This is a genomic window from Xanthomonas sp. LMG 12461 (assembly GCF_009192935.1).
Taxonomy (GTDB): domain Bacteria; phylum Pseudomonadota; class Gammaproteobacteria; order Xanthomonadales; family Xanthomonadaceae; genus Xanthomonas_A; species Xanthomonas_A sontii.
Genome location: NZ_NQYT01000027.1, coordinates 26,484 through 52,839, shown reverse-complemented (window position 1 = coordinate 52,839; position 26,356 = coordinate 26,484). Strand labels below are relative to the sequence as shown.

Genomic DNA, 26,356 nt, shown 5'->3' with positions numbered 1-26,356 from the left:
GTTCGACAAGATCAAGGACAGCGACTACCTGCCGGCCTTCGAAGAGGGCATGAAGCAGCACCTGGCCGAGATCCGCAAGATCGCCGACAACCCGGAACCGGCCACCTTCGCCAACACCCTGGAAGCGATGGAGCGCAGCGGCGAGACCCTGACCCGCGTGTCGCGCATCTTCTTCGGCCTGGTCCAGGCCGACACCAACGATGCCCGCCAGAAGATTCAGGAAGAGATCGCGCCCAAGCTGGCCGCGCACCAGGACGAGATCAGCCTCGACCCGAAGCTGTTCGCGCGCATCAAGAGCCTGTACGACCAGCGCGACACGCTGACCCTCGACCCGGAGCAGAAGCGCCTGGTCGAGTACGAATACCAGGAGTTCGTGCGCGCCGGCGCGCAGCTGTCCGACGCCGACAAGGCCACCCTGCGCAAGCTCAACGTCGAAGAGACCACCCTGGCCACGCAGTTCCACACCAAGCTGGTCGCGGCCGCCGCCGCCGGTGCGGTGGTGGTGGACGACAAGGCCAAGCTCGACGGCCTGTCCGACGGCGACATCGCTTCGGCCGCGCAGGACGCCACCGCGCGCAAGCTCGACGGCAAGTACCTGCTGGCCCTGCAGAACACCACCCAGCAGCCGGTGCTGGCCTCGCTGAAGGACCGCGACCTGCGCCAGCAGGTGATGGCCGCCTCGCAGTCGCGCGCCGAGAAGGGCGATGCCAACGACACCCGCCAGACCGTGCAGCGCCTGGCGCAGCTGCGCGCGCAGAAGGCCAAGCTGCTCGGCTTCGACAGCTACGCCGCCTACAGCCTCAGCGACCAGATGGCCAAGACCCCGGCCGCGGCGCTGAAGCTGCTCACCGACACCGTGCCCGCCGCCACCGCCAAGGCGCGCAGCGAAGCGGCCGAGATGCAGAAGGTGATCGACGCGCAGAAGGGCGGCTTCAAGCTCACCGCCGCCGATTGGGACTTCTACGCCGAGCAGGTGCGCAAGGCCAAGTACGACCTCGACGAAGCGCAGATCAAGCCGTACTTCGAACTGGACAACGTGCTGCAGAACGGCGTCTTCTACGCCGCCAACCAGCTGTACGGCCTCACCTTCAAGGAACGCACCGACATCCCCACCTACCACGACGGGATGAAGGTCTATGAAGTGTTCGACAAGGACGGCAAGTCGCTGGCGCTGTTCTACACCGACTACTTCAAGCGCGACAGCAAGTCCGGCGGCGCCTGGATGGACGAGTTCGTCGGCCAGAACGGCCTGACCGGCACCAAGCCGGTGGTCTACAACGTCTGCAACTTCACCAAGCCCGCTCCCGGCCAGCCGGCGCTGCTGAGCTTCGACGACGTCACCACCATGTTCCACGAGTTCGGCCATGCGCTGCACGGCATGTTCTCCAACGTGAAGTACCCGACCCTGGCCGGCACCGCCACCTCGCGCGACTTCGTCGAGTTCCCCTCGCAGTTCAACGAGCACTGGGCGTCGGATCCGAAGGTGTTCGCGCACTACGCCAAGCACTACCAGACCGGCGAAGCGATGCCGGCCGACCTGGTGGAGAAGATCAAGAAGTCGCGCACCTTCAACCAGGGCTACGCCACCACCGAGTACCTGTCGGCGGCGCTGCTCGACCTGTCCTGGCACACCCTGCCGGCCGACGCGCCGCTGCAGGACGTGGACAAGTACGAGGCCGACTCGCTGAAGAAGTACAAGGTGGACCTGCCGGAAGTGCCGCCGCGCTACCGCACCACCTATTTCGACCACATCTGGGGCGGCGGCTACTCGGCCGGCTACTACGCCTACTTCTGGTCGGAAGTGCTCGACGACGACGCGTTCCAGTGGTTCAAGGAGCACGGCGGCCTGACCCGCGCCAACGGCGACATCTTCCGCGCCAAGATCCTCTCGCGCGGCAACACCGTCGACCTGGCCACCCTGTACCGCGACTTCCGCGGCAAGGACCCCAGCGTCGAGCCGCTGCTGGAAAACCGTGGTCTGAAGAACTGATCGGCGCTGCGCCGACCGGGTGTGTGGAGAACGGGATGGCCTTGCGGCCATCCCGTTTTTTGGTATTGGGTGGCGCCTGTCTGCTGCGGAACCGATGAGCCAACCCGTACAGCGACGAACGTGCCGAAGCATCGGACTTGGCCGGCGAAGAAGAACGCAATGTAACCCGCGCGAGACGAGGAGCCGACATGAACCTTCCAGAACACGATCAAGCTCAAGCCGCGGAGCAAACGAGTGCGCCTGCAGCGCAACAGGACCCGGCGGGTACCGCGAGTCTTCGCGACTTCTACGAACAAGGCGACGGGCAGGATTGGCTTCCCGCCTTCAATCGTGCCATTGCCCACTTCTCCGATCTTGGCGGCGGCAAGCTGTACGTGCCTAGCGGCGAGTACGATGTCAGCGGTCCCATCGACATCTCCGGTGTCGATAACCTGTGGATCGATGGTTTCGGGCAGGACAACACGCTCGTGCGAACGACATCGGCTACGGCAGATCTGTTCTATTCGAATGCCGATCGCAAGTACAGGAAATTCTCCAACTTCACGGTTGGGTCGACGGTGTCCAAGACCGCGGGAGCGATGTTCCGATTTTCGATGGAGCGCCGCTCGATCATCATGGATGTGAAAGTTGCGAACTGGTTCAATGGCCTGAACTTCCTGGGGTTCGAGGAAGTCGAACTGCAACGGGTCAAGATCGTGAACCCCTCCGGCGCTGGTACCGCACTGCTGCTTGGCACGAAGGGGACCTCCGGATCCGGCGCGAACATGCATGTGATCGGGTGCTTCCTCCGTGGCAACGACGACATCGCCCAATCCGCTCCCGTCGCGTTGTGGGGCATACAGACGCACGACATCGACGCGCTTTACATGCTGGACACCGATGTGGGCGGGTTCGTCAATGGCGACCTGCTGGCGGATGCCGAGGTGCGGGCGGCGAATTTCTACCTGACCAGTTGCTTCTTCGATGCAACGCGAAACTCCAATTGCGTCACGCTCACCGGCGCTGGCACGAAGCAGCAATGGAGCTTCGTGGGGTGTTGGTTCGCGTCGGCAGGAAAGCTGCAGGGCGGCAGCCAGGATGCGTGCGGCCTGTTCATGGACGACATGGGATCGTATTCGGGCATCCAGTTCACCGGTTGCCGGTTCTTTTCCAATGCGGCCGCCGGTGTCTACCAGGCGTGCACCGGCAGTGTGCAGTTCGTGGGTTGCAGCTTCCAGAGCAACGGCGCGCCAACCGCAAACTACCGCTATGGCTACATGTACTCGCCTTCCGCTGCTGCATCTCCAGGCCCGCTGCTGACCGGCTGCCGCTTCGATGGCAATTCCCCCAAGGCAGTTTTTCTGGGTGGACTTGCACGCGAAGTATCGATGAGCGGAAACGTGATCGACAACGGCATGGATTTCACTTCTGGCACGCTGTCCTACGCACACGGATTCGATGCGACGTCGCATACGGTCGCATCGGCGACGACCATCACGGTCCAACCGTTTCACTGCTACGTGGTGGTGACCGGAACGAGCAATATCGGCGGCATCACCGCGACCTTCGCCGGGCATCAGCTGACACTGAAGTTCAACGACGTCCTTACCGTCATCGATAACAGTCAGAACCTCAGGTTGGCATCCAATTTCACCGTCGCGGCCAATTCTACGTTGACGCTGGTGTGCGACGGCGCGGAATGGCAGGAGGTTTCGCGCTCGAACAATTGACGATGCGGCCTACATGGCAGTTAGAATGCTGCGCAGTGTCAATGCAAACTCCGATCATTTCTGAGCTACTTATACGGAGGTGAATCGGGGGGCTGTTCGGCCTGCGATTGCGCTGCGTTTCTGAGGCTCCGTGCAGGGAGCTCAGAAAGATGTGAGGGTTTCCTTTCCGCCGAGGCGTCCGTGCCTCACGCCACAATGTCTGGCTCAATGCAGTTGACCGCTTTTTCTCGGGTGGCATGACCCTCACCATTGGGTCTTCGCCTGCACATAGCCTCTCTCGGCGCGCGGCGTCCCCCAGCGCACTATCGCCATGCCTTTCGTCACTGGCCCCGCGAGCCGCCGAGCGCGCACTGTCGCGATGACACATCCCGTGCCGCCCTCGCTCATCCCAGGTGCCCCATGACCCACGCCGATCCGCATGCCACCCGCCTGCAGCGCGCCGCGCGCTGGACCCGCAAGGAGCTGGTGCCGATGGTGGTGATGCTGTTGCTGCTCACCGCCGCGCGGTCGTCCTTCGCCAATCACTATGTGGTGCCCTCCGGCTCGATGCAGCCAACCCTGCAGCCCGGCGATCGCGTTGCCGTGGACATGAGCGCTTACGGGCTGCGCTTGCCGTTCACCGAATACCGCGTGTTCGAACGCGGCCGGCCGCAGCGCGGCGATGTGGCGGTGTTCGACTCGCCGCACGACGGCACCCGCCTGATCAAGCGCGTGGTGGCGGTGGCGGGCGATCGCGTCGACGTGCGCGACGGCCATCTCGCCATCAATGGCCAGCCGCTGCAGGTGGGCGCGGCGGGCGATGCCGAGCGCTTCGGTGCGCGCATCGCGCGGCTGGATATGGACGCGGGTGGCGGCCCGGATCTGCACGACGTGCGGGTGCCGCCCGGCAAACTGCTGGTCATGGGCGATCATCGCGGCGACAGTTTCGATGGCCGCTATTTCGGCTTCGTCGATGCCGACAGCGTCTACGGCAAGGCGCTGGCGGTGTTCTATCGCCGCAGCGAGGGATTCGAGTGGGCGCGGCTGTAAGGCACCGCGCGCAATGACGCGACCTGATCCGTAGGAACGGTTTCAGCCGCGACAGGCGTTACCGGGAGTGCCCGTCACGACTGAAGCCGCTCCTGCGGAGGCAACCTGCTGGTGCCGCGGTGCCGTCAGAAGCCCTCGCACCACACCGCCAGCTCGTAGCCGTCGCGGTCGGCGAAGTGGAAGCGGCGTCCGCCTGGGAAGTCGAACAGCGGGCGCACGATGCGGCCGCCGGCGGCTTCGATGCGCGCCTGGGTGGCGGCCAGGTCGTTGGAGTACAGCACCACCAGGGCGCCGCCGGGTTGCGGCGTGCCGTGGAAGAAGCCGCCGCTCAGGCGGCCGTCGCGGAATTCACAGTAGTCCGGGCCGTAGTCCTGGAAGGTCCAGTCGAAGGCCTGGCCGTAGAAGGCCTTTGCCGCGGCGATCGAGGCGACGGCGAATTCCAGATAGTCGATGCGGTGATGCTGCTCGGCGCGGGACATGAACGGTTCCTTTGGACGGGGCGCCAGTATCGACCACGGTGCGGCTGCCGACTTGGCGAAAACGGCCAGCTCAGCGCGCGTGCCGCTGCACCAGGTCGCGCGGGCGCAGGCCGGTCAGTTGCCGGCTGTCGCGCACCAGGTGCGGGGCGTCGCCGTAGCCGGCCTCGAGGGCGGCCGCGGTCAGGCTGGGATGCTGGCGGACCAGGCCCAGGAAGCGTTGCAGGCGCAGGATGCGCTCCAGGGTCTTGGCGCCGTAGCCGAACGCGTCGTGGCTGCGTCGCCGCAAGGTGCGTTCGCTGACGCCCAGTGCATGGGTCAGCGAGTCCAGCCGCGGCATTGCGTCGCCGGCGAGTTGTGCGAACAGCCAGGCCATCGCGGAGTCGCGATGCAGCGGCCGGCTCGCGCACAGCGTGTGCAAAGCCGTCAGCGGATCGGCGGTGTCTTCCATCCGTGCCTGCCAGTCGCGGCCGCGGACGCCCCACAGCGCCTCCAGCGGCACACGCTGGTCTGCAATGGCGTGTAGCGGCACGCCGAGCAGGCTGGCGCCGGCACCGGCGGCCAGGCGCACGCCGGTGAGCACGCTGCCTGGCGCCAATCTGGCATCGGTGGCGCGGCGGTCCGGCCCGGCGACGAACAGGGCGCGGCCGTCCCAGATCAGGTCGACGCAGCCATCCGGCAGCACCTGCGTCGCGGCGGTCTCGGCTTCGCCCTGGCGGAATCGCCAACTGCAGCGCAGGCGGTCGCGCAGCGCCGGTGGGGCGTCGGCTTCGGCGTAGCGGGAGGGCAGGGACACGGGCGGTCGGTGTGCAGCGGGCGTGCCGCCACGGTAGCAGAGCCCAAGCGCGCCGCTGACGCGCGGCCGTGCGCGGCTACCGCTCCGACGGCCCGCTCTCGTCGTAGCCGCGCGGGGTGAACAGGTCCGGCTGGATCAGCTCGATGAAGGCGCGTGCCTGCGGCGACAGGTACTTGCCCTTGCGCACCACCACGCCGTAGCTGCGCGCCGGGAAGTAGTCGCCCAGGGCGCGGGTGGCCAGGCGCGCGCGGTCGGCGTCGGTGAGGCAGATCGAACTGACGATGGACACGCCCATGCCCATCGCCACGTACTGCTTGATCACTTCCCAGCCGCCGACCTCCAGCGCCACGGTGTAGGGCACGCGCGCCTGCTGGAACACCAGGTCGACCAGGCGGTAGGTGACCTGGCGCCGCGGCGGCAGGATCAGCGGGTACGGCGACAGGTCCTCCAGGGTCAGCTTCGGCTTGCGGGCCAGCGGATGGTCGTGCGGGGCGATCAGCAATTGCTCGAAGCGGTACACCGGGGCGTAGCTGAGGTCGGCCGGCACGTCGAGCATGGAGCCGACCGCCAGGTCCACCGCGTCCTCGCGCAGCAGGTCGGTGCCGTCGGCGCTGATCGCGTTGTGCAGGGTCAGCCGCACCTGCGGGTGGCGGGCGCGGAAGGCCTCCACGATCTTCGGCAGCAGATAGAGGATGGTGGAACTGTTGGCGGCGACGTTGAGTTCGCCGGCGTCCAGCCCGCGCGCCTTCTCGCGGAAATCCGCCTCCAGCCGGTCCAGGCTCTCCACCAGCGGCTGCGCCATCTCGTACAGCAACTGGCCCTCGCGGCTGGGCACCAGGCGCCGGCCGCTGCGCTCGAACAGCACCACGCCCAGTTCGCGTTCCAGCGCCTGCAACTGCAGGGTCACCGCCGGCTGGCTGACGAACAAGGCCTCCGCGGCCCGCGACACCGCCCCCAGGCGCACCGTCTGGCAGAACGCGCGCAGCGGCTTGAGCCGGTCGGATTTGTAGGGAAATCGCGGGGTTGCGGCGTTACCCGTAGCCATGACGTGATGGATATAAGGCTTACTTATATAAAGCATTGACAAAACTGCTTTGTCAAATACATGCGTCGGCAGCACGGTGGAGCCCCGGAAACATCAAGGAATCCCCACATGTCCGCCCCCGCTTTCGCCACCGCTCCCGACCCGTCCATGCGCTCCACGCCGGGCATCGCCCTGACCGCCTCGCTGGCCGGTCAGGACGCTTTGCTGCCGCCGCCGCTGCTGGCCCTGCTGGTGTCGCTGCACCGGGCGATCGAGCCGGAGCGGCAGGCGCGGCTGGCCGCGCGGCGCGAGCGCCAGGCGTTCTTCGACGCCGGCGGCCTGCCGGACTTCCGCGACGACACCCGCGCGATCCGCGAGGGCGACTGGCAGGTGGCGCCGCTGCCCGAGGCGCTGCAGGACCGCCGGGTCGAGATCACCGGCCCGACCGATCCGAAGATGGTCATCAACGCGCTGAACTCCGGCGCCAAGGTGTACATGGCGGACTTCGAGGATTCGACCGCGCCGACCTGGCGCAACCTGGTCGCCGGCCAGCGCGCGCTGGCCGAGGCGGTGGCCGGGACCCTGACCTTCACCGCGCCGGCCGCGCGCGACGGCAGCCCGGGCAAGCGCTATACGTTGCGGCCCTACGAGGAGCAGGCGGTGCTGATCGTGCGCCCGCGCGGCTGGCACCTGGACGAGAAGCACGTGCTGGTCGATGGCCAGCCGCTGGCCGGCGGCCTGTTCGATGCGGCGCTGTTCGCCTTCCACAACGGCCGCGCGCTGCAGGCCAAGGACCGCGGTCCGTACCTGTACCTGCCCAAGCTGCAGTCGATGGAGGAAGCGGCACTGTGGGAGACCGCGCTGGCCCACATCGAGGATATGCTCGGCCTGCCGCAGGGCCAGATCAAGGTCACCGTGCTGATCGAGACGCTGCCGGCAGTGTTCGAGATGGACGAGATCCTGCATGCGCTGCGCGGGCGCATCGTCGGCCTGAACTGCGGCCGCTGGGACTACATCTTTTCCTACCTGAAGACCTTCCGCCGGCATCCGGACCGGGTGCTGCCCGAACGCGGCCAGGTGACCATGACCCAGCCTTTCCTGAAGGCCTATTCGGAACTGCTGATCCGCACCTGCCACCGCCGCGGCGCGCATGCGATGGGCGGCATGGCCGCGCAGATCCCGATCGGCCACGACGAGGCGGCCAACGAGCAGGCGATGGCGCGGGTGCGCGCGGACAAGCTGCGCGAGGTCACCGCCGGCCACGACGGCACCTGGGTGGCGCACCCGGCGCTGATCCCGATCGCCCGCGCCGTGTTCGACGAACACATGCGCACGCCGAACCAGCACGCGGTGCGCCGCGATGACGTGCAGGCCGACCGCGACACGCTGATCGCCCCGTCCACCGGCACCGTCACCCGCGCCGGCTTCGAGGGCAACATCGAAGTGTGCGTGCGCTACCTGGCGGCGTGGCTGGACGGCAACGGCTGCGTGCCGATCCACCACCTGATGGAAGACGCCGCCACCGCCGAGATCAGCCGCAGCCAGCTGTGGCAGTGGCTGCACGTGGGCGGCCTGCACCTGGACGACGGCACCGCCATCGACTTCGCCCTGTTCGACGCCTGCCTGCGGCAGTTGCCGGCACGGCTGGGCGAGCGCGCGCTGCTGCCGGGCGGGGCGCGCGTGGACGAGGCCATCGCGCTGCTGGATCGGCTGACGCGCGACGAGGAGTTGGCCGACTTCCTCACCTTGCCGGCCTATCAGTTGATTGATTGAAGCCGGGAGTGGGGAGTCGGGAATGGGGAATCGTGAGAGCGATGTCCCTGCGTCTGATCCCTGCCGAGCCTTCCAAGCTCGTTATCCGGCACACCCCCACCGTTTCATCGCTGCATCCATTTTTTCGAGGAGAACGCCAGATGAGCACCACGCTGCAGACCGCCGAACAGATCCAGCGCGACTGGGACACCGATCCGCGCTGGGCCGGGATCACCCGCAACTACACCGCCGCCGACGTGGTGCGCCTGCGCGGCACGGTGCACGTGGAGCATTCGCTGGCCCGGCTCGGTGCCGAGAAGCTGTGGAAGTACCTGCACGAAAAGGATTTCGTCAACGCGCTGGGCGCGCTGACCGGCAACCAGGCGATGCAGCAGGTCAAGGCCGGGCTCAACGCCATCTACCTGTCCGGCTGGCAGGTCGCCGCCGACGCCAACCTGGCCGGGCAGATGTACCCGGACCAGTCGCTGTACCCGGCCGACTCGGTGCCGGCGGTGGTCAAGCGCATCAACAACACCCTGCTGCGCGCCGACCAGTTGCACCACGCCGAGGGCAAGGACGAGATCGACTTCCTGCAGCCGATCGTGGCCGATGCCGAGGCCGGCTTCGGCGGCGTGCTCAATGCCTTCGAACTGATGAAGGCGATGATCGAGGCCGGCGCGGCCGGCGTGCACTTCGAGGACCAGTTGGCCTCGGTGAAGAAGTGCGGACACATGGGCGGCAAGGTGCTGGTGCCGACCCGCGAGGCGATCGAGAAGTTGAACGCCGCGCGCCTGGCCGCCGACGTGATGGGCGTGCCGACCCTGCTGGTGGCGCGTACCGACGCCGAGGCCGCCGACCTGGTGACCAGCGACATCGACCCCAACGATCGCCCGTTCACCACCGGCGAGCGCACGGTCGAGGGCTTCTTCCGCACCCACAAGGGCCTGGACCAGGCGATCAGCCGCGGCCTGGCGTACGCGCCCTACGCCGACCTGATCTGGTGCGAGACCGGCAAGCCGGACCTGGAGTTCGCGCGCAAGTTCGCCGAGGCCATCCACGCCAAGTTCCCCGGCAAGCTGCTGGCCTACAACTGCTCGCCCAGCTTCAACTGGAAGAAGAACCTGGACGACGCCACCATCGCCAAGTTCCAGCGCGAGATCGCCAGCTACGGCTACAAGTTCCAGTTCATCACCCTGGCCGGCTTCCATGCGCTGAACTACTCGATGTTCAACCTGGCGCATGGCTACGCGCGCCGGCAGATGAGCGCCTTCGTCGAACTGCAGGAGGCCGAGTTCGCCGCCGCCGACCGCGGCTTCACCGCGGTCAAGCACCAGCGCGAGGTCGGCACTGGCTACTTCGATGCGGTGACCCAGGCAATCCAGCAGGGTCAGTCCTCGACCACCGCGCTGAAGGGCTCGACCGAGGAAGAGCAGTTCCATGGCGAGAAAGCGGCCTGACCTGCAGCCAGGCGCGCCGATCGATCGCCCCTCCCTGGCAGGAGGTGGGAAGCCCGGGTTCGCCCGGGCTTTTTTTCATGCGCTGCCGTCGGCGGAACGGCGCTGTCTACCGCGTGCGACAGATCGCCGCAGCGGCGGCTGCGACGTCTCTCGCGGGAGCGAGATTGCCTGTGAAACGTATCGTGAGGGCGGCGTGTAGGTGCTATGCTCCGCGGACAGGGCCAGCGACGTCACATTAGGGGGCCGGATGAGCTGCGACAGCGCCGCATCCACCGCACGCGGCACAATTTCCAACGCTGCGGTCGCTCCGAAGCCGAACGAGCTGGCGGTGCTGACCGCCGCAGAATTGCGTCTGTTTTCCGAGTTCGGTCGCGCCCGGACGGTGCGCGCCGGCGACGTGCTGTTCCGCCGCGGCGACGGCGGCAGCGCGATGTTCGTGATCACCAGCGGCGTGATCGATCTGGATTTCGGCGAGGACCTGGTGGTCAAGCATCTGGGCCATGGCGAGTTCTTCGGCGAGCTGGGCCTGCTGATCGGCAACCACATGCGCAGCGCCGACGCGCTCGCCGCCAGCGACGGCGCCCTGGTGGAACTGGACCACGACGACTTCCAGCGCCTGGTCGAGCGCGACCCGGGCGTGGTCGCCTACTTCCTGCGCCGCACGATCATGCGCGTGGTGATGAACGAGCAGACCCTGATCCGTCAGCTGCGTCGGCGCAACCGCGACCTGGAAGCGGCGCTGGACAACCTCTACGCCACCACCCACCAGCTCAGCCAGACCGAGGAGCTGGTGCGGACCGACGAACTGACCGGTCTGCACAACCGCCGCGGACTGATCCTGCGTCTGCAGGAGTGTCGCCGCGATGGCCGCTCGCCCGGCCCGGGCCTGCTGCTGATCGACTGCGACCGCTTCAAGCACATCAACGATGCCCACGGCCACCTGGTTGGCGATCGTGTGCTGCAGAACGTCGCCAACATCCTGCGCTCGGTGGCCGGGCCGGACGACACGGCGTGCCGCCTGGGCGGCGACGAGTTCTGCCTGCTGGTGGCCGCCGGCACGGTCGAGGACCTGCGCCGCATCGGCGAGTTCGTGCTCGCCACCGTGCAGAACCTGCTGGGCGTGCCGCACCCGGCGCCGCACATCTGCCCGGTCAGCATCGGCATCAGCCGCGTCGATCCGCATTCGGACTGGAACGACTGGTACGCCAACGCCGACGCGGCGCTGTACGAAGCCAAGCGCCAGGGCGGCAACCGGCTGTACTGGCACGACCTCGCCTCCGCCCCCTGCTGAGCTACCGCGTCCCCGCCGAGCCGCCGCCATGACCGATGATGCCACCGCACCGCAGCCCGAGGTCCCGCAGCTTCGTACCCTGCTGCTGACCGACCTGTGCGATTCGGTTGCGCTGGTGGAAAAGCTCGGCGACGCCAATGCGGCCGACCTGTTCAAGCGGCACGACTCGCTGGTGCTGGAGTTGCAGCAGCGTTGGCGCGGCCGCCTGATCGACCGCTCCGATGGCCTGCTGCTGCTGTTCGAACGGCCGATCGACGGCCTTGGGTTCGCCCTGGACTACAGCCGCGGCCTGCGCGACCTGGGCGCGCAGCGCAAGCTCGACCTGAAGGTGCGCGCCGGCCTGCACGTGGGCGAAGTGCTGACCTGGCGCAACAGCGATGCGGCCGTGCAGGTGGGCGCCAAGCCACTGGAAGTGGAAGGCCTGGCCAAGCCGACCGCGGCGCGGCTGATGACCCTGGCCCGGCCCGGGCAGATCCTGCTCTCGGCGGTGGCCGAGTCGCTGACCCACCGCGCCGCGCGCGAGCTGGGCGAACGCGGCGAGCGCCTGCTGTGGAAATCGCACGGCCGCTGGCGCTTCAAGGGCGTGCCGACCCCGCTGGAGATCTACGAAGTCGGCGAGATCGGCCACACCCCGCTGCGCGCGCCCAAGCCCACGCCCAAGGCCTGGCGCGACATCCCGCTGTGGCGGCGGCCGGCGGCGCTGGCGGCGGAAGCGGCGCTGATCGCCGCGTTCGCCGTCGGCGCCTGGTTCGTCACCCGCCCGCAGCCGGCCATCGCCTTCGCCGAACGCGACTGGGTGGTGGTGGGGGATTTGCGGAATCTGACCGGCGACCAAGTGCTCGACGAATCGTTGGATCAGGCATTCCGGATCAGCCTTGAACAGTCGCGTTATGTGAATCTGCTGAGCGATCTAAAGGTGCGGGATACCTTGGCGAGGATGAAGCGTCATCCCAACAGCCGCGTGGATCGGGCACTCGCGTCGGAAATCGCATTGCGCGACGGCGCACGTGCCGTGATATTGCCGACCGTCGCTGAAGTAGGTGGGCGCATCCAGGTCACTGCCGAACTGATTGATCCGGTGACGCAGGCGACGGTTTATACCGAATCCAGGACCGGGCGTGGTCTGGATTCGGTATTGGCGTCGGTAGACGCAGTTAGTGGGCAGCTACGGCGCGAACTCGGGGAGGCCATGCAGTCGGTGGAGCAGGCATCCAAGCCGCTCCCCCAGGTCACCACGTCCAACCTCGACGCACTGCGCGCCTATGCGCTCGGCGTGGAAGCCACTGCTGCTGGAAAATGGAAACAGGCCGAGCAGAGTTTCCGGGCCGCGACCGACCTGGATCCACAGTTCTCCCTGGCGTATCTCGGGATTGCCCGAGTGCTTGCGGCGACATCTGATAGGGCGGCAGCGTTGCCTTATCTAGCGCGCGCGACGCAGTTCTCAGACCGGCTGCCTGCGCGGGATCGCCTGTACCTCAGCGCATGGACGGACGAATTGAAGGACAGCCCTGCGGCGCTCAGCGGATGGCAACAGCTATCACGCCTGTATCCCGACAATTTTTCTGGGCACGGGAATGCGTTCTGGCATTTGTTCCAGGCCAATCGCTTCGATGAGGCGTTGTCGCATGCAGTTGCTGCAGACACGCAACAGGATCCGTATCAATCGATAGCGATCGACGATATTGGTCGCGTCTATCTCGTAAAAGGGCAGTTGCGACGGGCCAAGGCCCAGTTCACGGAGTTCGCATTGAAGGGCAAGAGCGGTCCTGCGCGCAGGCTGGCGAATGTGCTTGCGCTCCAGGGCAACTATCCTGAAGCGGAAGCGCAGCTTCGTTCGATTCCCCCTAGCGGCTATCCGGATGACGATCTTGTGCCTCACTTGGACCTGATCACGACCAAGGTGGATCGGGGAGACTGGGCTGCGGTCACCACGCAGGTGCGCGAGGCGATTGAAGCCAGCGGTTCCGCCAACGACTTCACCCGAGCACAGTTCGGATTCGTGGACCTATCGATCCAAGCCATGACGCAGCAGGCAGCCGACGTGTTGCCGCGGTTGAGACAATGGCAAGACGGTCAGTTGCAACGATTGGGTCGGGCCGCTCCTGGTCAACCTTATGCCGCTGATCGTGCTGCCCTGATCCTTGCTGTCGCCCACCTGGCGCAGCGTTTGGGAGATGACAGCCTGTCATCGCGTGCATTGAAGGCAACTGCGCCATGGACTGAAGCGACCGCGGACCCTGTACTCGTCAAGTTGACGAGGATCGTGCAAGCAGGTCGTTATCGCCTCGGCGGCGACTACGCGAGGGCGCTGGAGCTATTGGCTCCGCGCGACGATGACCTGTTGCAGGGGCGAGTGGCCTTGTACCTCACCTTGCAGGCAGCGGGCGATTACCGTCAGGCACTTGAACAGGCTGAGTGGATCGGCAGCCATCGTGGACTCGCCTACGGAGAGGCATCGGCCGCGCAGTCATTGCAAAGCTTGAATGTCGCCGATACGCGAATGGCTGAGCGGTGGGCTGCCGAAACCCTGTCGCGTCTGGACAGGGTTCCGGATGCAACGCGGAGGATGCAGGCGCTGCGGGCCGCGTGGCCGAGCGTCGCCATGCCGCCTTACTTGAGAGAAACGCTCGAAGCGACCTTGCCTGCTTCGAAGCAGAAGATGACGTGGTGATTGCCATCCACGGTCAGATGGCTGACCAGCTCCGCTCGCGCCTGTGCGATTTCTTCCTTCGAGGCCAGTTGCTGCGAGGTCATGCAATAGAACGGAGCGCCTTGCTTGGGCGGGCTCGCATCATTGGCCAGTGCTTGGGCCGCCGGGGCGTAGCCCAGGCTGGCAAGCGCCGCAGCGGGATTCTCCTGGAATGTGGTACGGAAGGCGTCGTCCGTGCTCAGCAGTTCGAGCAGGCGGTCGGCGATATCGGCGGGCAACGGATCATGGTTGGCGGCATTCATGGCAGGATTGGTCTCCAAAGAGCGGTGGGATGGGGGCCACAAAAGGGACTGCGGCAACTCTCTATCGGCATCATCGCCGCCTAATTGAACGGATTTCCGGATATGCGTGTACGCCGCTGCTTTCATCTGTTTCTGGAGCCGCGCGACGTTGGCCGGTTCGATCTGGCCTCCTTGCTCGCAGGGGGCAACGGTCTACGGCGAGAGAGGCGCTGGATCGCCTTGGCTCCCCATCTTGAAGTCGAGTTGGAGGTCGAGGCCAGCGAGCGGGAGTTGCTGGGCTCGCTGTGTGCAGTCGAATGGACCGAGGCAAGCACCTTGCCCGAGGAGGCGATCCGACTGATCGAGATCGGTCTCCTGGTTCGCGAGGATGACATCGCTCAGGATGGCTTTGCCGGTCGCGATGCCGCCATGCGCGCCACGTACTGGTGGGGCCCCGCAGCCTTGTCCCACAGATTCGGTCGCTGGCAGGGAAGCGACAGTGTGGCGTCGATGGAAGCCAACGGGCTGACGACGGCGGCCGGTCTGTGTGAAAAGCTCGGCCCGCCGCCTTCCGAAGTGGATTCGCGCTGTGCGCCCGAAGTGCGCTTGCCTTTGCCTCGCCAGGCGGAAGACGCGTTCGACGCCTTACTTGCCCGCCGTGCGACTTGCCGAAATTTCGACACGGCGCGGCCACTGCCACTAGCGGAGTTTTCGCAGTTGCTGCAGCGAGTCTTCGGCGCGCGTGCCAGGATCGAGGCGAACGACATGGCGGCCTTCCTGAAGAAGAATGCGCCCTCTGCTGGCGGTCTACATGCTACCGAGTGCTATTTGCTGATCCAACGGGTGGATGGGCTCGCGCCTGGCGTGTATCACTACAACCCGGTTGAGCATGCACTTGAGCCGCTGCCTCCACCAGAAATGGCGCTTGGTGAATTGGCACGTACCGCGGTTGCCGGCCAGTACTGGTTTGCGGACGCGCCGGTACTAGTGGTGATGGTGCCGCGCTATGCTCGGATATTCTGGAAATACCGCCATCACCCGAAGGCATACCGTGCTCTGTTGCTTGACATCGGGCATCTATCGCAGTTGTTGTATCTATGCGCCACTCAGGCCAAATGGGGTGCCTTTGTCACGTCGGCAATCAACGAGGTGGACATCGAGCAAGCATTTGGTCTGGATGGCCTGCATGAAAGCCCTTTGGCAGTGTGTGGCTTTGGTTGGCGTGCGCAGATGCTTGCCACTGCCGAGTTTGATCCGGGCGGTGATGTCTGGCAGGCGGATGTCTCATAGCGCTGACCTCTCCCACTGCTCCAGCAACGGCCCCTCCGCCCCAAACAGCGGATCGATGCACGGAACCGGCGCCTGCGCGATCCGTTGCAGCATCGCGGCGTCGGGCGCCTGACGGCAGATGTCCCAGTCCTGGCCGTCCGGATAGGCGCCGACGACCATGAAGTCGGCGCTGGCCGACAGCCGGCAATGGCCGGTGCCGGCCGGCAGCAGCAGTGCGTCGCCGGCCGCGAGCGTGACCTCGATACCGCCCGGGCCGCCGAGCAGCACACGGGCGTTGCCGCGGGCGACGCCCAGCACCTCGTGCGCGGTGGAGTGGTAGTGGTGGTAGTCGTAGATGCCGTCGCGCCATTGCGGCGGCCAGCCGTGCGCGGCGAAGCGGCGTTCGAAGCCGTCGGCGTCGAGGGTGCCGACGCACTGCCGGTAGTGCAGCACTGGCAGGAACGGGTGGTTGGGCACCCAGTCGTGTGGCGGCAGTTGCCAGTGGTCCAGTGACATCGGCGGATCTCCTGCATGGCCGTTAGCAGTTCGATGCTAATCGGCCGATGTCGTCGCCATGTCGGCACGCGGGACGGCGTGCGGCGTGACCGCGCGCTGCGCCGTGCCGCCACGATCGTCCCGGCCGGGCCTCAATGCAGTGAAACGCTTTCCACATCGTCGCGCTGGTGCCTGCCCAGCCGCCCGACCATCGCCGCACTGTCCGGGTTCAGTCCCAGCACCTGGACCTGCGCGCCGTGGCGGCGGAATTTCATCACCACCTGATCCAGCGCGCCGATGGCGCTGATGTCCCAGACGTGCGCGTCGCTCAGGTCCAGGGTGACCCGTGCCGGCGCGTGGGCGAAGTCGAAGGCAACGGCGAAGCCGCCGGCCGAGGCGAAGAACAGTTGGCCGCGGATGCGGTAGGTGTGGCCGCCATCGGCGTCCTCGCTGCGCGCGATGTGCAGCATGCGCCCGACCTTGCGCGCGAAGAACAGCGCCGACAGCAACACGCCGGTGAGCACGCCGCGCGCCAGGTCGTGGGTGGCCACGGTCACCGCGACGGTACCGAGCATCACCACACTGGAGCTGGTCGGGTGGGTGCGCAACTGCGCCAGCGAGCGCCAGCTGAAGGTGCCCACCGAGACCATGATCATCACCGCCACCAGTGCGGCCATCGGGATCTGCCGCACCCAGGCGCCGGCGAACACCACCAGCAGCAACAGCACGCTGCCGGCGACCAGCGCGGACAGCCGGCCGCGCCCGCCGGACTTCACGTTGATCACCGATTGCCCGATCATCGCGCAGCCGGCCATGCCGCCGAACAGGCCGCTGACGATGTTGGCCACGCCCTGGCCCACGCATTCGCGGTTCTTGTCGCTGGGCGTGTCGGTCATGTCGTCGACGATCTGTGCGGTCATCATCGACTCGAGCAGGCCGACCACGGCCATCGTCGCCGCGACCGGGAACACGATCCGCAGCGTTTCCAGCGTCCACGGCACGGCCGGCAGCAGCAGGCTGGGGAGGCGATCGGGCAGTTGTCCCTTGTCGCCGACGGTGGGCACGTGGATGCCGAAGTACAGTGCCAGCCCGGTCAGCAGCACGATCGCCACCAACGGCGGCGGCACGGCCAGGCCGCGCGTCCAGCGGTGCCCGAACAGCAGCGCCGCGGCGCCACCCACGGCGACCGGCAGCAGCATCCACGGCGCCATGCTGCCTGCGGTCAAGGCGGCGCCCAGCACCAGCAACCACAGGCCGATGCCGGGAAAGCTGCGCTGCGACAGCCAAGGCAGGCCGTAGATCAGCAGCAGACCCAGCGCGACCAGCGGGTAGACCGGGACGGGCACGCCGATCAGTTCGGGCAGTTGTGCCATGAAGATCAGGATCGCCAGCGCATTGACGAAGCCGGTGATCACCGAGCGCGAGACGAAGCGCATCAGCGCGCCGAGCTTGAACAGCCCGGCCAGGATCTGCAGCACGCCGGTCAGCAGCGTGGCCGCGAGTAGATAGGGCACGCCGTGCTCTTTGACCAGGCCGATCATCAGCAGCGCCATTGCGCCGGTGGCGGCGGAGATCATGCCGGGGCGCCCGCCGGCGAAGGCGATGGTCACGCAGATGCAGAAGGCGGCATAGAGGCCGATTTTGGGATCGACGCCAGCGATGATCGAGAACGCGATCGCCTCGGGAATCAGCGCCAATGCCACGACCAGGCCGGCGAGCACGTCGCCACGGAGATTGCCGCACCAGGACTGGCGCAGGGAAGAGGAAAATTTCAAGGTAAACGCTCCCGACACCGCCCTGTCGCAGGGCAGCGCTCGCTGTATGCAATGGAAAACCAACAACTTGCGGCCTGCCGTCGAGGCGGGCCGATGCAAGCTGCGGGTGTCAGGGTGGCGTCATGGGAAGCGCGTAGTGAGAGAGCGGCGCGAGCAGGCGCGCGGCCAGTATACGCGATGGCTGCCGCCGCGCCCGCTGTGACCGCCTGTACGCTGCCGCCGCCGCACGACTCACGTTGCGCTCACTTTCGCCGCGCAGAATGTGCGGATCGCAATGCCGTATCGTGGAGTCGGCCATGCAGGATCTTCGCATCGATCATGTGGATGGCGCCTTGTCCGCCCTCGACCAGGCCGACCCGCAGTACAAGGCCGCGCTGTGGCAATGGGCGTGCCTGGAAATGCTGCACGAGACGCTCACTGCCATGCACCAGCTCTCGCACCGCGCCGGCGTGGCCGAACTGGTCGCCGACGCCTGGCTGGCCCCGGTCGACGTCATCGCCCCGGAGCAGCCCTTCCTGGAGCGCGCCGCGCTGGCCGATCCGCGCGTGCAGGCCTTCGCACTGGCACTGAATGCGGCGGCATCGCGGCAGTCGCGCGCCGACTTGTGGCGCAGCGGCTATGCCAGCGCGGTGCAGGCCACCTTGCAGGGCATGCAGGCGCTGGCCGGCAAGCACCGGATCGATGCCCGCTTGCCCACCCACCATGCCACGGCGACGGCTGCGGCCTGAGCACGGTGTCGACCACAGCGTTCGTGCGCTGCTGCGCTGACGATCGACCGTGATGACGCTATTGCTCGCACTGGCTGTGTGCTCGCACTGAGTCGTCTTTACCGCAAGCGCGAAGCGCATCGCCTGCGCGACGATGCGGTTGACCGGACGCGGCCGGCCCTTGTTTTCGCGCGATGACACGCGCACCACATCGCGTTCACCCCCATGCGACAGCCCGCGCGACAGCCTTGCGCCATGCGTCACGACGACCGCCACTCTGCGGCCCCTCCTTCCGCGTCCGCGCCCCAGCATCGACGCGCGCGCGATGCCAGCGGCACGTCCGAAGCCGCTGCCTGGTGGCGGCAACTGCGCGGCAGCCGCTGGCTGCGCGTGGTTGCCGCGCTGCTGGCGCTGGCCGCGGCCGCCGTGTTGCTGCTGCAGTGGTACGCCCATGGCTGAGGCAGCGCGTCTTTCCGATCCGCACGGAGCGTTCCGCATGGCCCGATCCACCGTGCATGCCAATGTCCGCGCCTGCCAGGTGCGGGAGACCGTGTCCGGGGGCCACGAGGCAGCCACGCATGCCTGGGTGGTCGCCGAAGTGGGGCGGCTGATGCACCTGCCCGTGCACGACGAGCGCTGTGCCGCCGGTGCGGGTGCGTTCTGCGTGCCCGACGACACCCTGACCACCGCGCAGGCCGAGCAGATCGGCGTGCACGCGGCGGCCGATCTGCTGGGCGGCGTGGTGCCGTACGCCTTCGTCGCCACCAAGGCGATCAGCCATCCGCTGATCGAGATCGATGCGCAGTCACCCGACGGGTGGCAGCCCGACCTGGGCGCGGCGCTGGCGTCCGCCACGCTGCCGGGCTACGCCGCCTTCAGCGCTGCCGATGCCCGGCGCGCGTACGCGCGCTTGTGCGACGGCGGCCCGGTGCGGCTGAAGCTGCCGCATGGCGTCGGTGGGCTCGGGCAGGTGCTGCTCGGCGACGCGCAGGCGCTGGATGCGGCGCTGGCGACACTGCCCGCGCACGCGTTGCGCGAGCATGGGGTGGTGCTGGAACGGCACCTGCAGCAGCCGACCACCTTCAGCGTCGGCGAAACCCACTGCGCCGGCGTGACCATCGCCTACTGCGGCACGCAGTCGGTCACCCGCGACGGCAGCGGCCGCGAGGCGTACGGCGGCTCGGAACTGCAGGTGATCCGCGGCACCCTCGACACACTGCTGGAGCAGCCGTTGCCGCCGCGCCAGCGCACCGCGGTGCTGAAGGCACGCGACTACGACCGGCTGGTGGCTGCGGCCTATCCGGGCTTCTATGCGTCGCGCCGCAACTACGACGTGATCGAGGGGCTGCTTGCCGATGGCAGCATCGCCTGCGGCGTCCTCGAGCAATCCTGGCGCGTCGGCGGCGCCACGCCGGCGGAACTGGCCGCGGTCGCTGCGTTCCAGCAGTCGCCGGCGCTGCAACGCGTGGTCGCCGCCACCGTCGAGCGCTATGGCGCGCATCCGCCGCCGCCGGCCGGGGCGCAGGTGTACTACGTGGGCGAAGAGCCGCGCACCGGCCTGCTGACCAAGTACCGCTACATGCGCAGCGTGACCTGACCATGGAAGCCGAACTGTCCAGCATCGACATCCCGGTCGACGGCGCGGCGCTCAGCGGCACCTTGCTGACCCCGACCAGCCGCCTGCCCGGCGTGCTGTTCGTGCACGGCTGGGGCGGCAACCAGCATCACAACCTGGTGCGCGCGCGCGAGGCGGCGGGGCTGGGTTGCGTGTGCCTGACCTTCGACCTACGTGGCCACGAAGGCCTGGCCGCGATGCGCGAGACGGTGACGCGCGCGCAGAACCTGGACGACATCAAGGCCGCCTACGATCGCCTGGCGGCGTCGCCGCACGTGGATCCGGACGCGATCGCGGTCGTTGGGCTGAGCTACGGCGGCTACCTGGCCGCGTTGCTGACGCTGGAGCGGGCGGTGGAGTGGCTGGCCCTGCGCTCGCCGGCGCTATACAAGGACGCGCACTGGGATGGTCCGAAAGTCGCGCTGAACCGCGATCCCGATCTGATGCCCTACCGCAACCGCGTTGTGACGCCGGCGGACAACCGCGCCCTGGCGGCCTGCCAACGCTATCGCGGCGATGTGCTGCTGGTGGAGGCCGAACGCGACACCATCGTGCCGAGCCAGGTACTGCACAACTACGCGGCAGCGTTCTCCAACGCGCGCTCGCTGACCACGCGCATGATCGCCGGCGCCGATCACGCGCTGACCGAGAAGGCGCACCAGGCCGCCTATACGCGCCACCTGATCGACTGGCTGACCGACATGGTGATCGGGCGCCGCGTGGCCCTGGCCAGCCGCGTGGTCGAACAGCGCAAGCAGCGCCTCAAGCGCAGCGAGGGCGAGGCGGCGACGGCGCCCGGCAAGGGATCGAACGCGTTCCATGGGCGCCTGGAAGCGAAGGAGCACAGCGCCTCGCCACCCGCTTCGTCGCGTTGAGGCGCATGCGGTGCCGGAGGCGTGCAACAGCAACACGCGGCGCAAGCCGCGGTGTGCCGTGCGCGCGATGGGCTGCTATCCGGTTGTCGCCGCTGCGCCGGGAGACGGCGCCTCGGGGGCGCCTTCCATCGCGACCGAAGACGCAGCGTAGCAGCGGCGTGCGCCGCGACAGGCATTCTCGGTAACGCCCGTCGCGGCTGAAGCCGATCCTACGCGGGCAACGACGAGATGCCCCGCTGCGCGAGGCGCTCCTCAGTGACAACGCCCCGAATGCGCCAGGTGCTGCCAGGCATGCCGCACCAGCCAGCGCGCCTCGTCCCACGGCACCGACAGCATCGGCGCGCACTGGTGATAAGCGTCCTGCAGCACGCGGTACAGCTGCGCCTCGTTGGCGCGCGGGTAGGCCAGGTACACGTCATAGCCGATCTTCAGCAGCTGCGCGTAGTCGGCGAAGCCCTGGCGGCCGAGACGGCCCTCGGCATGGGCCTGCTGCCAGTACGCCATCTCGGCGTCCAGATCGATGCTGACGCGAGCGTGGGTCGGTTGGTCAAGCGCGGAGACGGTGTGCATCACATCACCCCGGTGTCGACGGAACCCCTGTGGGCTGGATGCTAACCCGGGACTGAACGTCCCCTGTGAGCATTGCGTTCACCGGGCGTGAAGACTCGCGGCGACGTGGCGGCGGATCCAAGGTCCTGGGATGGCTTGCTCCCTTCGCGAGTCCAAGCAATCCGTATCGCGGTTGCTGTCACCCCGCCCATGGGCGTGCCGCCATGCTCCCGCCACAGCGCCGCCCGCCATGCTGCACTGCAGCTTGCGCAGAAATAATGATGATCTATAACTATTATCAGACCTAAGTGATCCGCTCTCTCTCTCCCCCCTCTCCATGCAGGCCTATCCATGAGCAGCTACCAAGACCGCTGGCAGACCGTCCAGGTCGAGATCGACGCAGGCATCGCCTGGGTCACCCTGAACCGGCCGGACAAGCGCAACGCGATGAGTCCCACCCTCAATCGCGAAATGATCGACGTGCTGGAGACGCTGGAGCTGGACAGCAGCGCCGAGGTGCTGGTGCTGACCGGCGCCGGCGAATCCTGGTCGGCCGGCATGGATCTGAAGGAATACTTCCGCGAGACCGACGGCAAGGAAGAGATCGTGCAGGAGCGCATGCGCCGCGACTGCTCGCAGTGGCAGTGGCGCCTGCTGCGCTTCTACAGCAAGCCGACCATCGCCGCGGTCAACGGCTGGTGTTTCGGCGGCGCGTTCTCGCCGCTGGTCGCCTGCGACCTGGCCATCGCCGCGGACGAGGCGGTGTTCGGGCTGTCGGAGATCAACTGGGGCATTCCCCCGGGCAACTTGGTCAGCAAGGCCGTCGCCGACACCATGGGCCACCGCAACGCCATGCTCTACATCATGACCGGGCGCACCTTCACCGGCACCGAGGCGGCGCAGATGGGCCTGGTCAACGCCAGCGTGCCGCGCGCGCAGCTGCGTGAGGAAGTGACCAAGCTGGCGCAGGAACTGCAGCAGAAGAACCCGGTGGTGCTGCGCTTCGCCAAGCACGGCTTCAAGCGCTGCCGCGAGCTGACCTGGGAGCAGAACGAGGACTACCTGTACGCCAAGGTCGACCAGTCCAATCACCGCGATCCCGAGAAGGGCCGGCAACAGGGCCTGAAGCAATTCCTGGACGACAAAACCATCAAGCCCGGTCTGCAGACCTACAAGCGCTGACCCGTCGCGTCGCCTGCGGCCCCGCGGGGGCCGCGGCGGCGTTGCCGCACGCCGTGCCGTCTCTCTCCCCCGGATGGTTCCGATGAATGCCGCTGAGTCCGTTGCCACCGCCGCGCGCTACCGTCCTGTCGGACTGAGCCACGCGGATACCGAGGTCCACCGCGATGCCGGCGGCGTGCTGCGCCTGCGCGCGCGCGAACCGCTGGCGCCGCTGCCCAGGCACCTGCTGCAGCGCCTGCAGCACTGGGCGCTGCACGCCCCCGATGCCACCTTCGTGGCGCAGCGCGACGAAGCCGGGCAGTGGCGGCGCCTGAGCTACGCGCAGATGCTCGAGCGCACCCGCCGCATCGCCGCGCACCTGCTGGACATGGGCCTGTCGGCGCAACGGCCGCTGGCGATCCTGTCCGGCAACGATCTGGAACACCTGCAACTGGCGTTCGCGGCGATGTACGCCGGCATCCCGTACTGCCCGGTGTCGCCGGGCTATGCGTTGCTGTCGCGCGATTTCGCCAAGCTGCGGCATGTGGCCGAGGTGCTGCGTCCGGGCCTGCTGTTCGCCAGCGACGGCGCTGCGTTCGCCCCGGCGATCGCAGCGGTGTTCCCCACCGATGTCCCGGCGGTGTGCATGCGCGGTACCGTGGGCGATCGTGCCTGCCTGCGTTTCGAGGATCTGCTGGCGCCGCGTGCGCTGGACGCGGCCGATGCCGCCTTCGCCGCCTGCGGCCCGGACAGCATCGCCAAGTTCCTGTTCACCTCCGGCTCCACCCTGCTGCCCAAGGCAGTGATCACCACCCAGCGCATGCTGTGCGCGAACCAGCAGATGCTGCTGCAGACCTTCCCGGTGCTGGGGCAGACGCCGGTGCTGGTCGACTGGCTGCCGTGGAACCACACCTTCGGCGGCAGCCACAACATCGGCATCGCCCTGTACAACGGCGGCAGCTTCTACCTCGACGACGGCAAGCCGACCCCGGCGCTGTTCGAGCAGACCTTGCGCAACCTGCGCGAGATCGCGCCCACCGTGTACCTGAGCGTGCCGCGCGGCTGGGAACAACTGGCGCAGGCGCTAGAACAGGATGCGGCGCTGCGCGAGACGTTCCTGTCGCGCATGCGCATGTTCTTCTTCGCCGCCGCGGCGCTGTCGCAGGAAGTGTGGGACCGCCTGGAACGCATCGCCGAGGCGCACTGCGGCGAGCGCATCCGCATGCTCGCCGGTCTGGGCATGACCGAATGCGCGCCGTCGTGCACCTTTACCCACGGCACCAGCAATACGCCTGGCGACGTCGGCGTGCCGGCGCCGGGCTGCGAGGTCAAGCTGGTGCCGGTCGGCGACAAGCTGGAAGCGCGCTTCCGCGGGCCGCACGTGATGCCGGGTTACTGGAACGCGCCGCAGCAGACCGCCGAGGCCTTCGACGAGGAAGGCTTCTACCGCTCCGGCGACGCGCTCAAGCCGATCGATCCGCAGCATCCCGAGCGCGGCCTGCTGTTCGACGGGCGCCTGGCCGAGGACTTCAAGCTGTCTTCCGGCGTGTTCGTCAGCGTCGGCCCGTTGCGCACGCGGGTGCTGATGGAAGGCGCCGCGTACGTGCAGGACGTAGTGGTCACCGGCGCCGACCGCGACGCCATCGGCCTGCTGCTGTTCCCGCGGCTGGACGCGCTGCAGGCGCTGTCCGGGCTGCCGGCGCAGGCCGAGACGGCGCAGGTGTTGCAGGCGCCGCCGGTGCGCGCCTGGCTGCAGCGCCTGCTCGACACGCTCAACCGCAGCGCCACCGGCAGCGCCAGCCATGTCGCGCGCGCGGCGTGGCTGGAGCAGCCGCCGAACCTGGAGGCGGGCGAAATCACCGACAAGGGGTCGATCAACCAGCGCAACGTGCTGCGCGCGCGCGCGGCGTTGGTCGAGCAGTTGTATGCCGGCACCGCGCCGGGCGCGGTGGCGGCGCCGCCGTCATGACCGCACCACTCGGCCGCGCGACCGGATAGCGGACCGCGCTCCTTCGCATCACTGGCTTCGAGACTTGGGAGGGAATCGATGACTGTGCCTCATGCGCGCGCACGCCGTGCGCCCCGTAGCGTGTGCCTGGCAATGTTGTGCAGCGTCGGCTGCGCCCAGGCCGATGCCGAACCCAACGGCCCGCAGGGCAAGCTGCTGGCCGATCAGGAAGACTATTCGGCGCTGGCCGAGCGTCCGCGCCAGGGCTGGGAGAAGTGGAAGTACCTGCCGCTCGGCGACGGCTGGCTCAGCCTCGGCGGCGAGAGCCGCACGCTGTACGACTACCGCGAGCACGCCGGCTTCGGTCGCTTCGCCACCGATCCGCACGGCTATGCGCAGCAGCGCCTGCGCTTGTGGGCCGACTACCGGCCGTCGGCGTATGTGCGTCTGTTCGGCGAACTCGCCGACAGCCGCGTGGCTGGCCTGCAGACACGGCCCGTGCAGGCCACCGACCGCAACCCGCTGGACCTGGCGCAGGGGTTCGTCGAACTGTCCGACGGGCAGAAGGCGCCGGCCTGGCGCCTGCGCGCCGGCCGCCAGCAGATCGCCTACGCCTGGCAGCGCCTGCTCGACCCGCGCGATCCGGCCAACTCGCGCATGCCGTTCGATGCGGTGCGGCTGCTGACCCGGCAGCCGCGCTGGAGCGGCGGCCTGCTGTGGGGACGCCCGGTGCTGACCCGCACCGGCAGCTTCGACGACCGTGCCAACCGCGACCAGCGCCTGTGGGGCGCGCACGCCGAAGTGCCGCTGTCGCCCAGCCAGCCGAAGGCGGCGCTGCTGGAGACGCTGTACCTGGACACCGTGCAGGACGGGCGCCGCTATGGCGGCGTGGTCGGCGAGGAGCGTCGGCACACCTTGTCCACGCGCCTGAGCGGCGCCGTGCAGGGCTGGGACTACGATCTGGAACTGATCGGCCAGCGCGGCCATTTCGCCGGCCAGCGCGTGCGCGCCTGGCAGGGCACGCTGTTCGGCGGCTACACCTTCGCCACGACGACGTGGTCGCCGCGCCTGGGCTGGCGCATGGAGGTGTCTTCCGGCGACCGCGATCCGCGCGATGGCGAACTGAACACCTTCAATGGCCTGTACGCGCGCGCCTCGGTGTTCGACGGCAGCATGATCAGCAGCAACGTGCGCGCCATCGGCCCGGAACTGGTGCTGCGTCCCAGCGAGCGGCTGTGGATCGACATGTACGTGCTCAAGCTGCAGCGGCAGAGCCTGCACGACGGCGTGTACGCGGCCGGCTGGCGGGTGCTGCAGCCGGGCGACGCCAACGATGCGCGCGACATCGGCACGCGCTCGGTGCTGTGGGTGAAGTACCGCTTCAACGCCTTCGCCAGCCTGGACGTGTACGCCCACTACACCCAGGCCGGGCCGTTCCTGCGCGAGGGACCGGTGCGCGGCCGCGACTACTTCTACATCGCCCCCTTCCTGACCCTGCGCTTCTGAG

The 26,356-nt window shown here is 67.7% G+C and carries 22 protein-coding genes; 15 read left to right on the top strand and 7 right to left on the bottom strand.

The genetic code is table 11. The annotated features are described in order from the left end of the window. The 3 genes from dcp to lepB all read left to right on the top strand — a co-directional run. Positions 1-1,990 (top strand): peptidyl-dipeptidase Dcp (dcp, locus tag CEK68_RS07820; RefSeq protein WP_152239052.1); only part of this gene is annotated, 1,990 nt, incomplete at its 5' end. Positions 1,991-2,178: 188 nt separating this feature from the next. After that, complete coding sequence (locus tag CEK68_RS07815; RefSeq protein WP_152239051.1) at positions 2,179-3,699, top strand: glycosyl hydrolase family 28-related protein; 1,521 nt, start codon at positions 2,179-2,181, stop codon at positions 3,697-3,699. Between the two features lie 399 nt (positions 3,700-4,098). After that, positions 4,099-4,728 carry a signal peptidase I gene (lepB, locus tag CEK68_RS07810; protein WP_152239050.1) on the top strand — a complete coding sequence of 210 codons (630 nt, stop codon included), beginning with the start codon at positions 4,099-4,101 and terminating at the stop codon, positions 4,726-4,728. A 125-nt stretch (positions 4,729-4,853) separates the two neighbouring features. Here the strand turns inward: lepB and CEK68_RS07805 are convergent, their stop codons facing one another. The 3 genes from CEK68_RS07805 to CEK68_RS07795 form a co-directional block, all read right to left on the bottom strand. Continuing rightward, positions 4,854-5,207 carry a VOC family protein gene (locus tag CEK68_RS07805; RefSeq protein ID WP_152182337.1) on the bottom strand — a complete coding sequence of 118 codons (354 nt, stop codon included), beginning with the start codon at positions 5,205-5,207 and terminating at the stop codon, positions 4,854-4,856. A 70-nt stretch (positions 5,208-5,277) separates the two neighbouring features. Then, positions 5,278-6,000, bottom strand: a complete 723-nt coding sequence (locus tag CEK68_RS07800; RefSeq protein ID WP_152239049.1) for a helix-turn-helix domain-containing protein — start codon at positions 5,998-6,000, stop codon at positions 5,278-5,280. A gap of 76 nt (positions 6,001-6,076) precedes the next feature. Next, complete coding sequence (locus CEK68_RS07795) at positions 6,077-7,045, bottom strand: LysR family transcriptional regulator (RefSeq protein ID WP_152239048.1); 969 nt, start codon at positions 7,043-7,045, stop codon at positions 6,077-6,079. A gap of 108 nt (positions 7,046-7,153) precedes the next feature. Here CEK68_RS07795 and aceB point away from each other — a divergent pair, with 108 nt between their 5' ends. The 4 genes from aceB (at position 7,154) to CEK68_RS07775 (ending at position 14,195) form a co-directional block, all read left to right on the top strand. Then, entirely contained in the window at positions 7,154-8,797 is a 1,644-nt protein-coding gene (gene aceB, locus CEK68_RS07790) for a malate synthase A (RefSeq protein WP_152239047.1), read from the top strand. Positions 8,798-8,937: 140 nt separating this feature from the next. Beyond that, positions 8,938-10,233 carry an isocitrate lyase gene (gene aceA, locus CEK68_RS07785; RefSeq protein ID WP_017908067.1) on the top strand — a complete coding sequence of 432 codons (1,296 nt, stop codon included), beginning with the start codon at positions 8,938-8,940 and terminating at the stop codon, positions 10,231-10,233. 247 nt (positions 10,234-10,480) lie between these two features. Then, positions 10,481-11,524, top strand: coding sequence for a GGDEF domain-containing protein (locus CEK68_RS07780; RefSeq protein WP_017908068.1), 1,044 nt, complete (start codon positions 10,481-10,483; stop codon positions 11,522-11,524). A gap of 28 nt (positions 11,525-11,552) precedes the next feature. After that, complete coding sequence (locus tag CEK68_RS07775; protein WP_152239046.1) at positions 11,553-14,195, top strand: putative peptide modification system cyclase; 2,643 nt, start codon at positions 11,553-11,555, stop codon at positions 14,193-14,195. On the opposite strand, the gene CEK68_RS07770 is transcribed toward CEK68_RS07775, so the two are convergent. After that, the gene (locus CEK68_RS07770; protein WP_148830015.1) at positions 14,135-14,476 is read right to left on the bottom strand and encodes an NHLP-related RiPP peptide; all 342 of its coding nucleotides are present in this window, start codon (positions 14,474-14,476) and stop codon (positions 14,135-14,137) included. The two genes, CEK68_RS07775 and CEK68_RS07770, sit on opposite strands and share 61 nt — an antisense overlap. A 102-nt stretch (positions 14,477-14,578) precedes the next feature. Between CEK68_RS07770 and CEK68_RS07765 the strand changes: the two genes are divergently transcribed. Further along, a complete protein-coding gene (locus CEK68_RS07765) occupies positions 14,579-15,745 on the top strand; it encodes a putative peptide maturation dehydrogenase (protein WP_148830018.1) in 1,167 nt (388 codons plus the stop codon). On the opposite strand, the gene CEK68_RS07760 is transcribed toward CEK68_RS07765, so the two are convergent. Beyond that, entirely contained in the window at positions 15,740-16,240 is a 501-nt protein-coding gene (locus tag CEK68_RS07760) for a cupin (protein WP_152239045.1), read from the bottom strand. The two genes, CEK68_RS07765 and CEK68_RS07760, sit on opposite strands and share 6 nt — an antisense overlap. Before the next feature lie 131 nt (positions 16,241-16,371). Further along, entirely contained in the window at positions 16,372-17,976 is a 1,605-nt protein-coding gene (locus CEK68_RS07755; RefSeq protein WP_152239055.1) for a SulP family inorganic anion transporter, read from the bottom strand. Between the two features lie 314 nt (positions 17,977-18,290). On the opposite strand from CEK68_RS07755, the gene CEK68_RS07750 reads away from it, so the two are divergent. The 4 genes from CEK68_RS07750 (at position 18,291) to CEK68_RS07735 (ending at position 21,191) form a co-directional block, all read left to right on the top strand. Next, positions 18,291-18,722: a hypothetical protein gene (locus tag CEK68_RS07750; RefSeq protein WP_017914839.1), complete on the top strand. Its 432-nt coding sequence runs from the start codon at positions 18,291-18,293 to the stop codon at positions 18,720-18,722. 234 nt (positions 18,723-18,956) lie between these two features. After that, the gene (locus CEK68_RS07745; RefSeq protein ID WP_152239044.1) at positions 18,957-19,160 is read left to right on the top strand and encodes a hypothetical protein; all 204 of its coding nucleotides are present in this window, start codon (positions 18,957-18,959) and stop codon (positions 19,158-19,160) included. 37 nt (positions 19,161-19,197) lie between these two features. Beyond that, positions 19,198-20,298: a DUF3182 family protein gene (locus tag CEK68_RS07740; RefSeq protein ID WP_152239043.1), complete on the top strand. Its 1,101-nt coding sequence runs from the start codon at positions 19,198-19,200 to the stop codon at positions 20,296-20,298. 2 nt (positions 20,299-20,300) lie between these two features. Next, the gene (locus tag CEK68_RS07735; RefSeq protein ID WP_017914842.1) at positions 20,301-21,191 is read left to right on the top strand and encodes an alpha/beta fold hydrolase; all 891 of its coding nucleotides are present in this window, start codon (positions 20,301-20,303) and stop codon (positions 21,189-21,191) included. 252 nt (positions 21,192-21,443) lie between these two features. On the opposite strand, the gene CEK68_RS07730 is transcribed toward CEK68_RS07735, so the two are convergent. Next, on the bottom strand, positions 21,444-21,761 hold the full coding sequence (locus tag CEK68_RS07730) for a hypothetical protein (RefSeq protein WP_017908078.1): 318 nt from the start codon (positions 21,759-21,761) through the stop codon (positions 21,444-21,446). A gap of 330 nt (positions 21,762-22,091) precedes the next feature. Between CEK68_RS07730 and CEK68_RS07725 the strand changes: the two genes are divergently transcribed. The 3 genes from CEK68_RS07725 to CEK68_RS07715 all read left to right on the top strand — a co-directional run bounded on the left by CEK68_RS07725 (position 22,092) and on the right by CEK68_RS07715 (position 26,355). Continuing rightward, a complete protein-coding gene (locus tag CEK68_RS07725; RefSeq protein ID WP_017908079.1) occupies positions 22,092-22,922 on the top strand; it encodes a p-hydroxycinnamoyl CoA hydratase/lyase in 831 nt (276 codons plus the stop codon). 82 nt (positions 22,923-23,004) lie between these two features. Continuing rightward, positions 23,005-24,870 (top strand): feruloyl-CoA synthase, encoded by a 1,866-nt coding sequence (locus CEK68_RS07720; RefSeq protein WP_152239042.1) that lies wholly within the window; start codon positions 23,005-23,007, stop codon positions 24,868-24,870. 132 nt (positions 24,871-25,002) lie between these two features. Beyond that, positions 25,003-26,355, top strand: coding sequence for an alginate export family protein (locus tag CEK68_RS07715; RefSeq protein WP_152239041.1), 1,353 nt, complete (start codon positions 25,003-25,005; stop codon positions 26,353-26,355). Position 26,356: the final 1 nt, after the last annotated feature.